Genomic DNA, 9,665 nt, shown 5'->3' with positions numbered 1-9,665 from the left:
TTAAGTTAATGACATTGTTGAGCAAACTGAAGACGAAGCCGCTAAACGTGTTGAAGAATTTGAGAAAACAGTTAAAAAACGATTCATCGATGAACCAGGACAAATGCGACTGTTAATTGTGGTTCATAAGCTACTCACAGGCTTCGATGCACCTTCTGCCACCTACTTATATATTGATAAAAAGATGGCAGACCATAACCTTTTCCAAGCAATCTGCCGTGTTAACAGGCTTGATGGTGAAGATAAAGATTATGGCTACATCGTAGATTACAAAGATTTATTCCGTTCGTTAGATAAAGCTATCAAAGATTTCACAGCAGAAGCTTTTGATGGTTATGACGCAGAAGATGTTGCTGATTTATTAAAAGACCGACTAAAAGAATCCAAAGCTGATTTGGACAATGCTTTGGAAGCTGTTAGGGCTTTATGTGAGCCAGTAAAAGCACCTAGAGATACTAAAGATTTCATCCATTACTTTTGTGGTGAGTCAGGTGTAGAGCCTGAAGATGAAAATGAACGAAATGAAAAGAAGCATTACGTTTAACCCTTTACCAAACAGTTGCCAAACTTATTCGCGCATACACCAACGTTGCAAATGAGATGGAACAAGCAGGTTATACGCTACCTGAGTCAGAAAAAATTAAAAAAGAAGTGTCTTATTTTGAAAAAGTAAGAGATGAGGTAAAACTTGCAAGTGGTGACTTGCTTGAGATGAAGCGTTTTGAACCTGCAATGCGTCATTTACTTGATATGTATATTCGTGCTGATGATAGTGAATTGCTAATGGATTTCGAAGAGCTTGGTTTAATTGATTTAGTGGTAAACAACAATGGTAAAGGACTGGAATCATTACCTGAAAGCCTGAGGGAAGATGAAGATGCAATGGCAGAAGCCATTGAAAACAATGTTAGGAAAACAATTGTTGATGAAAACCCAGTCAACCCTAAATACTTCGACAGTATGGCTACATTGCTTGATGAAATTATTAAGCAGCGCAGAGAGCAAGCAATAAGCTATCAAGAATACCTAGAGCAGATTAAAGCCTTAGCCAAAAAAGTTGTTAATCCTACTGGTAATAAGGAGCATAACTACCCTGACACTGTTAATACATTAGCGAAGCAGGCCATTTACGACAACTTTGGTAACGATGAAGTACTCACTACTAAAATTGATACAGCTGTTCGTTACACTAAAAAAGCTGAGTGGCTTGGTGATAGGTTTAAAGAACGTGAAATAGCCAATGCCATAAGACAAGAAACCGCTAGTTATAAAGTGGATATTGTTGAGGTGATGGATTTGGTTAAAGCGCAAAAGGAATATCATTAGTGCCTAAAGCTGATAATGATATCGCTCGAATTGGTGAGGTTGATGTAGAAATCAACCGAAGAGATATTAAAAATATCCACCTTAGCGTGTTACCGCCAAACGGCAGAGTTAGGTTATCCGTGCCTACCAAAACAAGTGAGCAAGCTATACGACTTGCCGTTGTTAATAAGCTTGCTTGGATTAAAAAACAGCAAGCAGATTTTGCTGGGCAAGAACGCCAATCTATTCGTGAAATGGTTAATGGTGAATGTCATTACTTATGGGGTCGTAAATACCGCTTAAAGGTGACTGATGCGCAAGGTAAGTATTCTGTTCAAGCAAAAGGAAATGGTAAATTAGAGCTAGCTGTAGCTGAAACTACTTCAATAGAGAGTAAACTCAAATTACTTAACCGATTTTACCGCGATGAAATGCAGCGTTCACTAGAAAAGCTGCTACCTCTATGGCAAAAGAAACTAGGGATTGAAGCTAACTCACTCAACACTAAAAAAATGAAAACCAAGTGGGGAAGCTGCAATATTCAAGCAAAGCGCATTTGGCTTAACCTTGAACTCGCTAAAAAGCCGTTTGAATGCATGGAGTACATTCTCGTCCACGAGTTAATTCATCTACTAGAGCGTCATCATAACCAACGTTTTCGTTCATTAATGGATAAACACATGCCAAATTGGAGAGAACGCAGAGACTTGCTTAATAGCCTGCCTCTGGCATATGAGGATTGGAGTTATTAAAGAAATTCTAAATGAGACAAACTATTCAACTATCTCAATTTATAATAGATTGTCTCTTTTTCTATTAGAATGTCTCATTTTTTAATACCAGAATACAACTAAACCGCACCACCACAGGCCACACCTGAGCTCCACGCAAACTGAAAATTATAGCCCCCTAACCAACCTGTTACGTCTATTACTTCGCCAATAAAGTATAGACCAGGCGATTTTTTAGCTTCAAATGTTTTAGACGATAATTCATTGGTATCAACGCCACCTAAAGTGACTTCTGCGGTGCGATAGCCTTCGGTACCATTTGGCTTAATTTGCCAATTGTGAATATAATCACTTAATGCCTTTATTTCACCATGTTCAAGCTGTTTAATGGTTTTATCTAAAATATCTCCTTGAGTAATCATGGCTTCAATAAAGCGCTTAGGCAATATGGTCACTAACATATTTTTAAGTGATTTTTGGCTATGTTGTTCACGCCAGTTTTCAAGTAATTGTGTTATTGGGGTGTTAGGCAATAAGTTTATTGTTATTGCTTGACCTGCTTGCCAAAAAGATGAAATTTGTAAAATTGCAGGGCCAGATAAACCGCGATGAGTAAATAAAATATTTTCACGAAACTGAGTGCCATCTTCACTGGTCACTTGTGTATCAATACTAATGCCCGATAAGCCATCAAACCTTTGCTTATCGTGATCATGCAAGGTAAATGGTACTAATGCCGCTGTTGTTGGTAATACATTTAAACCAAACTGCTCAGCAATTTTATAGCCAATTGGCGACGCACCCAGTTTAGGCATAGTTAAACCACCTGAAGCAACAATAAGTGAATTACATGCAAAGTTGTCTTCACTGGTTGCAACAATATAACCTGATTCAGTTTTTTCAACTGCTGTGACTTCGTTTCGTAAAAAGTGCGATACACCTGCCCATTCACATTCAGTCATTAAGATATCTACGATATCTGACGCACTATTATCACAGAATAACTGACCTAATGTTTTATGATGGTATTTAAGGCCGTGACGGTCCACCAGCTCAATAAAGTCATGTTGTGTATAACGGCTTAAAGCTGATTTCACAAAATGTGGATTTTGACATAAGTAATTTTCAGGGCTAGCATTTTCATTGGTAAAATTACAACGTCCACCGCCGCTAATTAAAATTTTACGGCCAGGTTTTTTACCCATATCTAATAAAGCAACACTGCGGCCTTTATAACCTGCTGTCGCTGCTGCCATTAAACCGGCTGCACCTGCACCAATAATTACTACGTCAAACTGTTTCATTTTTTACCTTGAAGCTGAAAAATTACTTTTGTATTACTATCACAATCACTTTGCTGATTTTAAATAGCATCACTAAGCCGCGTATTTTCTCATACATAGCGCCTGTAAGCTATGTATTACGCATACCTAACGTAGAACAAATTTAGCTCAACTTACTTAATGCTTGTTTAATCTCGAAAAGCTATTTTTTATACCAAATATTTAATATGCTTGTATAACTTAAATTTACTGCAATTTTTGAATTTTAAAATCATGATTTCAATTAAAGAGCTCAGTTTTAGCTGGCCAAAACAAAAAGCCATTTTAAAAATAAATGCACTTGAAATAAAAACAGGCGAAAGCATTTTTTTACAAGGCCCCAGTGGCTCAGGTAAATCAACTTTACTGTCTTTACTTGCGGGCATTAATCAACCAAGTAGTGGTACAATTGAAATTTTAAATACGAATTTAAGTGAATTATCAGCAGGTAAAAGAGATAAATTTAGATCTGAGCATATCGGATATATTTTTCAAATGTTTAACCTATTACCTTATTTATCTGTAATTGAAAACGTGACCTTAGCGTGCGAGTTTTCTAAAAAACGAAAAGTTAAAGCATTACAAAAAAGCAAAACGGTAATTGAAGAAGCTAAACGCTTATTAAATCATTTAGAGATCCCTGAACAGTTATTTTGCCAAAACATTTTAAATTTAAGCATAGGACAGCAGCAAAGAGTGGCTAGTGCCCGTGCTTTAATAGGTAGTCCAGAGTTATTAATTGCTGACGAGCCTACTTCTGCGCTTGACCAAGCAAGTCGTGAAGCCTTTATAAAATTGCTGTTTAAAGAATGTAAAAGTGCTGGCACAACCTTGTTATTTGTAAGCCATGATGAAACATTAAAGCCTTTATTTGAGCGCTATGTATGTTTAAAAACGCTTAATGAGGCCAATTCATGAATATGTTTACTCTGGCGAAAAAAAGCCTACTTAATCGCAAATCAACTGTATTACTTACCTTATTAACTATAGCCGTAAGTGTGATGTTATTATTGGGTGTAGAACGTATTCGTACTCAAGCTAAAGCGAGTTTTGCTAATACCATATCAGGCACAGATTTAATTGTGGGCGCACGTACTGGTTCAATTAACTTATTGCTGTATTCAGTTTTTAGAATTGGCCATGCAACACACAATGTAAGTTGGCAAAGTTATGAAAATATCAAAAAACATAGCACAGTAAAATGGGCGATCCCGCTATCGTTAGGAGATTCTCATAAGGGATTTCCAGTACTTGGTACCACCCCTGATTATTTTAAACACTACAAATTTGCTAAAAAGCAGCCGTTAGCTTTTGCACAAGGCCACGCTTTTAAAAAACAGTTTGATATTGTTTTAGGTGCTTCAATCGCTAAAAAGCTTGGTTATAAGCTTAACGATGAAGTCGTGGTTTCTCATGGCGCTGGCAATACCAGCTTTCATCACCATGATGAACACCCTTTTACTGTTGTAGGTATTTTAAAGCCGACTGGCACGCCACTTGATAAAACATTACATTTACCGCTAATAGCAATAGATAAAATGCATGACTCAGGCGCTCATGCTCAGGTTCACGAACATGAACACGATCACGAACATCATAACCATGACATAGATTTAATCGGTGAGCCTAAACAGATCACCGCATTTTTGTTAGGTTTAAAATCACGCATTGGCGTATTAACCTTACAACGTAGCATTAATACAGATGAAAAATTAACAAACAACGAGGCATTATTGGCGATTATTCCTGGGCTTACACTACGCCAATTATGGGAAATGCTCTCTATGGTTGAGCAAGTATTGTTAGTTATTTCTGGCTTTGTGGTTGTCTCAGGTTTATTAGGCATGTTGACTAGCTTATTAACGAGTTTAAATCAACGCCGCCGAGAGCTCGCTATTTTGCGCTCTCTAGGTGCTAGGCCATGGCAAATAGGCATGTTATTAGTCAGTGAGTCTGTACTACTGACCGCAACAGGTTGTATTATAGGTATAGGATTATTATATGCTGTGCAATTAACGACAGCCACGCAATTACAAGAAACATCAGGTTTACAACTATCATTTACTTGGTTAACACAACATGAAATGTTATTAATAGCGGGCGTATTATTATCAGGATTATTAGTGGGCTTAATTCCCGCTTGGCGCGCTTATAAATACTCACTCAGCGATGGCATGAGCATTAGAGTTTAACAAGAGAGAAAAATGCAAAATTTAAAAGCAATTATAGTCGCAGGTTTAATGGCAGTTACGTCATTTTCAAATCACGCTGCACCATCAAAAGAATTATTTTGGGATGAGCTTATTCCTAAAGGGCATGTGCCATTAGAACAACAAGCGACTGCTAGTCATAACGAAAATGCACAAGCTAACTGGGTACAGCCAAATTTAGATGCGCCTGTAGTGAATGAACTCAATGGTAAAACTGTCAGTATTCCTGGATTTGTAGTGCCACTTGAGGGTGACGATGAACTCATCACTGAGTTTTTATTAGTCCCCTATTTTGGCGCATGTCTTCATGTGCCACCACCACCACCAAACCAAATTGTGCATGTGATCATAAAAGATGGGGTGCCAATCGATAGTTTATACGATGCAATAGTTGTAACGGGAGTACTTTCAACTAAAGGTTGGAGTGGTGAAATAGCCGAAGTAGGTTACAGCATGAAAGGTATCGGTGTGGCACCATTTGAAGGATAAGACCTAATATAGCCAAACTACTTCAAGATGCAGGATTCAGTTGGAGTAAACAAAAATATTTTAACTGGTTATTCTCTTTAAACTATGTAAGTGTGCTCCATTTACTCGCCTTTTTTATTTTTTTGCCTTACACTTATTTTTAATTTATACCCTCAGTAGAATAAAGGAAAAAATATGGCTCTAGCAACTGCAAGACACATTTTAGTAGACGATGAAGTAAAGTGTAATGAACTAAAAGCGCAAATTGAAACGGGTGCTAATTTTGCGGACGTTGCAAAGCAACATTCAAACTGTCCTTCAGGATCTGAAGGGGGGGATTTAGGTGAGTTTGGCCCTGGTATGATGGTTCCTGAGTTCGATAAAGTTGTTTTTTCTGCACCTGTAAATACAGTTCAAGGTCCGGTACAAACGCAGTTTGGTTATCATTTATTAGAAGTTACCAGCCGTAGCGAATAATGCCAATACCGATTTTTCGCATCCTACTTTAGTCAGTGATGCGAAATCTTTTAAAAATAAATTAATAGTAGTTGTTCTCCCACTCAGTAGAAAGTGAATTAATTACAATTGTTATAAGCCACGCTGTGGCCTCAATAAATCTGATAAGCAGGTTTGTTTTAAAAGGAATTCCCATGCTATTATTTGGTTCAACTAGCTCCCCTTATGTTCGTCGTATTCGTGTTTTGTGTCATGAACTGGAAATACAATATGAGTTTATTAATTTAAATATTTTTGATGAAAAAGACCGAGCAACACTAATTGAGTTAAATCCAACTCGTAAAATTCCGATGTTAAAAGATGGCGAACAAGTGATTTTTGATTCAAATATCATTCACCGTTATTTAAAACATACATTTGAATTGGCACCATTAAATTGGCATCAAGAAAATCAACTAACCCTGATCAATTCATGTAATGATTCATTAGTTGAAATGCTTATCTGTCAACGCTCTGATTTAGATACTAAACAAGACAGTTTATTTTTTAATTTACAAAACGAACGTATCACTGAAGTACTTTCAGTACTGAATCAACAAGTAATGAATAAAGAGTTCAACTCCTTTGATTATCCTGAAATCAGCCTATACTGTTTATTAGACTGGATCCAATTTAGAGAATTAACTGACTTATCAGTTTACCCAGCATTAATGCAATTTTGGAGAATACATCAAAGTCGTGCAAGCACGCAGAAGAACGACCCAAGATTGTAAAGAGGTATTTAAACATGGATATAAAAGAGTTAACGCCTGAACATTATGACGCAGTTATTGCATTGGGTAATTTAGTTCATGGCGATAATTACTTAGATCTTGAATCAATTAAATTGATCCATCAAAAAAGTATTAAAGATAATATTAATGCGAGCTTTGTTGGCATTGAAAATAACCAACTATTAGGTTTTAGACTCACTTTCGCGCCATTAAACTGGACAGTAGATCGATGGTGCAGTTGTGAATTATGGCAAGTACCTATTAAAAAAGTTTGTTATTTTAAATGTAATACTGTTGCTGAAGCTGCGCGTGGTAAAGGCATTGGCGGATTACTATTAAATGAATCAGTTAAAGCCGTAAAAAAACAAGGTGGAGTTGCTGGTGTAAGTCATATTTGGCTGCAAAGTCCGGGTAACTCTGCATTTCGATATTTTTCAAAAGCAGGTGGAAAATTAGTAAAAACCCACCCCAATCGTTGGTTACCCGACAGTTTAGAAAATGGATACGTTTGCACTCTTTGTGGCAGTGAATGCCATTGCGATGCAGCTGAAATGCTTTTAACATTTAAATAAAAAATACTAAAAATATGACATACGATCCGCTTATTTCAAAAAACTGTGCAGAACAACCTTTGCCCAATAGTTATTGGGCAAGTACAGTTGCTTACCCTCAGGCTTCAAAGCCACTGTCACAAAATCAACAAGTTGATGTCGCCATAATAGGTGGTGGCTTTACTGGCCTTTTAACCGCATATTATTTAGCTACTGAATATCAAATTGATTGCTGCGTATTAGAAGCAAACCAAGTTGGTTTTGGTGCCAGTGGACGCAATGCTGGTTTTGTACTTAAAGGTTCTGGCCGTTTAAGTTATAGCCAAATGGCTAATAAATGGGACTTAAATACAGCGAAAGGCATTTATAATGAATTTAGTGAAGCTGTCAGTCGCGTTGAAGGTTTAATTGAGTCACATAATATTGATTGTGATAAACAAGCCAATGGATATTTAAAGATAGCCCATAACAAAAAAGCACTTGGTTCATTACAAGCGCAAAGTGATTTCATAGCTAAAAATATTGGTGGTAATTCAGAATTTATTTCATCTGATAAGCTTAAATCTGATTATATGATCAACCATGAAGCCTACGGTGCTTTAAGATTAAATGATGGTTTTGGTATTAACCCATTAAAATTAGTACTAGGTTATGGTGATATGGTTCGTAACCAAGGTATTAATATTTATGAACAAACACCTGTTTTAGATTGGCAACATAATAATGATAAACATGTACTTACCTGCCCTAATGGAACAGTACTGGCTAAACAAGTTGTATGTGCCGCTAATGCATATAACAGCCAAAAAACTCATCAAGCCATCGCACAGAGGTATTTACCCATACTCAGTAATATTATGGTTACTCGTCCTTTAACAGAACTTGAGTTACAAATAACGGGGTTAAAAACTCATCAAGTTACGATGGATACTCGTACCTTAAAGTATTATTATCGCTTGTTGCCTGATAATCGTATTTTATTTGGTGGTAGAGGTGCCGTAAAAGGTAAAAATCAAGATAAAGCAATTTATAAAGATCGTTTACAAAGTGCTTTAGGTCAATGCTTTCCTGTATTAAAAGATATTAACATTGACTACTTTTGGAGTGGTTGGATTGCCGCAGCGCTTGATGATATGCCTCATATATTTAGCAATAATAATACAGCATACAGTTTAGGTTATTGTGGCTCTGGCGTTTCTTTTAGCGCGCAAGCGGCTTATAGGCTGGCGCAGCAAATTGCTAAAGATAAAGTACCCGATTTACCTTTATACAATATGCCCTTACCTAAATTTCCATTTGCCCAATTTAGACGTTTAGGTCAAGCCGCATATTACAATTATGGCTGGTTGAAAGATAAGTATTTATAATAGATCTGCTACGCATTTCTATACCCGTGCTACATGGATATATAAAAAAACACAGTTGGTTGACTGTGTTTTTTAAGTTACAAACGGATTGGGTTTGTGTTTAATACTTTATTAATTATTTTGAAATTACTTAGTTAGTGCATAAGCTGCGCTCATAAATGTAACCGCAATCACTGAGCCAACAGCCACAGCTGATTCCATGCCATTAAATACCAATACTCCCATCATTAACCCACCTAAAACAGAAGTTGTAAAAAGTTCGCCATTGCTAGAAGTATTCATAATCTTTTCCTTTATTTAATTGGTTTTAAATTTGCTACTTAATAGCTGCTGAAATGAATCATAACGGGCTTTTATAACTTCTTTGACTCTATGTGTTAAATGGTCAATTAAGGTGATAATAGGCAATATAATGTGACTAATTATACCAAAATTTATTCATCAACTTATTTTCTAAAAACTCAGCAATTCTCGCTCAATAT

At 36.5% G+C, this 9,665-nt stretch carries 12 protein-coding genes; 10 read left to right on the top strand and 2 right to left on the bottom strand.

Annotated elements, in window-relative coordinates; genetic code table 11:
- Positions 1–13 precede the first annotated feature (13 nt).
- From CJF42_RS28880 to CJF42_RS23660, 3 genes are read left to right on the top strand one after another with little or no spacing between them, the layout of a single operon-like run.
- The gene (locus tag CJF42_RS28880; protein ID WP_502694812.1) at positions 14–544 is read left to right on the top strand and encodes a type I restriction enzyme subunit R domain-containing protein; all 531 of its coding nucleotides are present in this window, start codon (positions 14–16) and stop codon (positions 542–544) included.
- Positions 545–600: 56 nt separating this feature from the next.
- Positions 601–1,326, top strand: coding sequence for a hypothetical protein (locus tag CJF42_RS28875; RefSeq protein ID WP_252097720.1), 726 nt, complete (start codon positions 601–603; stop codon positions 1,324–1,326).
- Complete coding sequence (locus CJF42_RS23660) at positions 1,326–2,057, top strand: M48 family metallopeptidase (protein ID WP_170940737.1); 732 nt, start codon at positions 1,326–1,328, stop codon at positions 2,055–2,057. Before CJF42_RS28875 ends, CJF42_RS23660 begins: the two co-directional genes overlap by 1 nt.
- 98 nt (positions 2,058–2,155) lie before the next feature.
- Here the strand turns inward: CJF42_RS23660 and CJF42_RS23655 are convergent, their stop codons facing one another.
- Positions 2,156–3,340 (bottom strand): BaiN/RdsA family NAD(P)/FAD-dependent oxidoreductase, encoded by a 1,185-nt coding sequence (locus CJF42_RS23655; protein ID WP_095369012.1) that lies wholly within the window; start codon positions 3,338–3,340, stop codon positions 2,156–2,158.
- A gap of 252 nt (positions 3,341–3,592) precedes the next feature.
- Between CJF42_RS23655 and CJF42_RS23650 the strand changes: the two genes are divergently transcribed.
- From CJF42_RS23650 to CJF42_RS23620, 7 genes are all read left to right on the top strand, one after another.
- A complete protein-coding gene (locus CJF42_RS23650) occupies positions 3,593–4,276 on the top strand; it encodes an ABC transporter ATP-binding protein (RefSeq protein ID WP_095369011.1) in 684 nt (227 codons plus the stop codon).
- Complete coding sequence (locus CJF42_RS23645) at positions 4,273–5,550, top strand: ABC transporter permease (RefSeq protein ID WP_095369010.1); 1,278 nt, start codon at positions 4,273–4,275, stop codon at positions 5,548–5,550. The genes CJF42_RS23650 and CJF42_RS23645 overlap by 4 nt, the downstream gene beginning before the upstream one ends.
- A 48-nt stretch (positions 5,551–5,598) precedes the next feature.
- Positions 5,599–6,057, top strand: coding sequence for a DUF3299 domain-containing protein (locus CJF42_RS23640; protein ID WP_502694811.1), 459 nt, complete (start codon positions 5,599–5,601; stop codon positions 6,055–6,057).
- A gap of 174 nt (positions 6,058–6,231) precedes the next feature.
- The gene (locus CJF42_RS23635) at positions 6,232–6,513 is read left to right on the top strand and encodes a peptidylprolyl isomerase (protein WP_095369008.1); all 282 of its coding nucleotides are present in this window, start codon (positions 6,232–6,234) and stop codon (positions 6,511–6,513) included.
- A 173-nt stretch (positions 6,514–6,686) separates the two neighbouring features.
- Positions 6,687–7,265 (top strand): glutathione S-transferase family protein, encoded by a 579-nt coding sequence (locus CJF42_RS23630; RefSeq protein ID WP_095369007.1) that lies wholly within the window; start codon positions 6,687–6,689, stop codon positions 7,263–7,265.
- A 14-nt stretch (positions 7,266–7,279) separates the two neighbouring features.
- The gene (locus CJF42_RS23625) at positions 7,280–7,837 is read left to right on the top strand and encodes a GNAT family N-acetyltransferase (RefSeq protein ID WP_095369006.1); all 558 of its coding nucleotides are present in this window, start codon (positions 7,280–7,282) and stop codon (positions 7,835–7,837) included.
- Between the two features lie 14 nt (positions 7,838–7,851).
- Positions 7,852–9,183: an NAD(P)/FAD-dependent oxidoreductase gene (locus tag CJF42_RS23620; protein WP_095369005.1), complete on the top strand. Its 1,332-nt coding sequence runs from the start codon at positions 7,852–7,854 to the stop codon at positions 9,181–9,183.
- A 126-nt stretch (positions 9,184–9,309) separates the two neighbouring features.
- Here the strand turns inward: CJF42_RS23620 and CJF42_RS27790 are convergent, their stop codons facing one another.
- Positions 9,310–9,465 carry a hypothetical protein gene (locus CJF42_RS27790; RefSeq protein ID WP_170940736.1) on the bottom strand — a complete coding sequence of 52 codons (156 nt, stop codon included), beginning with the start codon at positions 9,463–9,465 and terminating at the stop codon, positions 9,310–9,312.
- Positions 9,466–9,665 lie beyond the last annotated feature (200 nt).

It is taken from the genome of Pseudoalteromonas sp. NBT06-2 (assembly GCF_002276045.1).
Lineage (GTDB): Bacteria > Pseudomonadota > Gammaproteobacteria > Enterobacterales > Alteromonadaceae > Pseudoalteromonas.
The sequence above is the reverse complement of the archived record's forward strand: the minus strand, read 5'-3'. Positions and strand labels throughout refer to the sequence as shown.

What these genes read in the sequence shown, in the direction of transcription:
- CJF42_RS28875 (WP_252097720.1), top strand. Translation starts at nt 601, where the DNA reads ATGGAACAAGCAGGTTATACGCTACCTGAGTCAGAAAAAATTAAAAAA.
- CJF42_RS23655 (WP_095369012.1), bottom strand. Translation starts at nt 3,340, where the DNA reads ATGAAACAGTTTGACGTAGTAATTATTGGTGCAGGTGCAGCCGGTTTA.
- CJF42_RS23650 (WP_095369011.1), top strand. Translation starts at nt 3,593, where the DNA reads ATGATTTCAATTAAAGAGCTCAGTTTTAGCTGGCCAAAACAAAAAGCC.
- CJF42_RS23645 (WP_095369010.1), top strand. Translation starts at nt 4,273, where the DNA reads ATGAATATGTTTACTCTGGCGAAAAAAAGCCTACTTAATCGCAAATCA.
- CJF42_RS23640 (WP_502694811.1), top strand. Translation starts at nt 5,599, where the DNA reads ATGGCAGTTACGTCATTTTCAAATCACGCTGCACCATCAAAAGAATTA.
- CJF42_RS23635 (WP_095369008.1), top strand. Translation starts at nt 6,232, where the DNA reads ATGGCTCTAGCAACTGCAAGACACATTTTAGTAGACGATGAAGTAAAG.
- CJF42_RS23630 (WP_095369007.1), top strand. Translation starts at nt 6,687, where the DNA reads ATGCTATTATTTGGTTCAACTAGCTCCCCTTATGTTCGTCGTATTCGT.
- CJF42_RS23625 (WP_095369006.1), top strand. Translation starts at nt 7,280, where the DNA reads ATGGATATAAAAGAGTTAACGCCTGAACATTATGACGCAGTTATTGCA.
- CJF42_RS23620 (WP_095369005.1), top strand. Translation starts at nt 7,852, where the DNA reads ATGACATACGATCCGCTTATTTCAAAAAACTGTGCAGAACAACCTTTG.
- CJF42_RS27790 (WP_170940736.1), bottom strand. Translation starts at nt 9,465, where the DNA reads ATGAATACTTCTAGCAATGGCGAACTTTTTACAACTTCTGTTTTAGGT.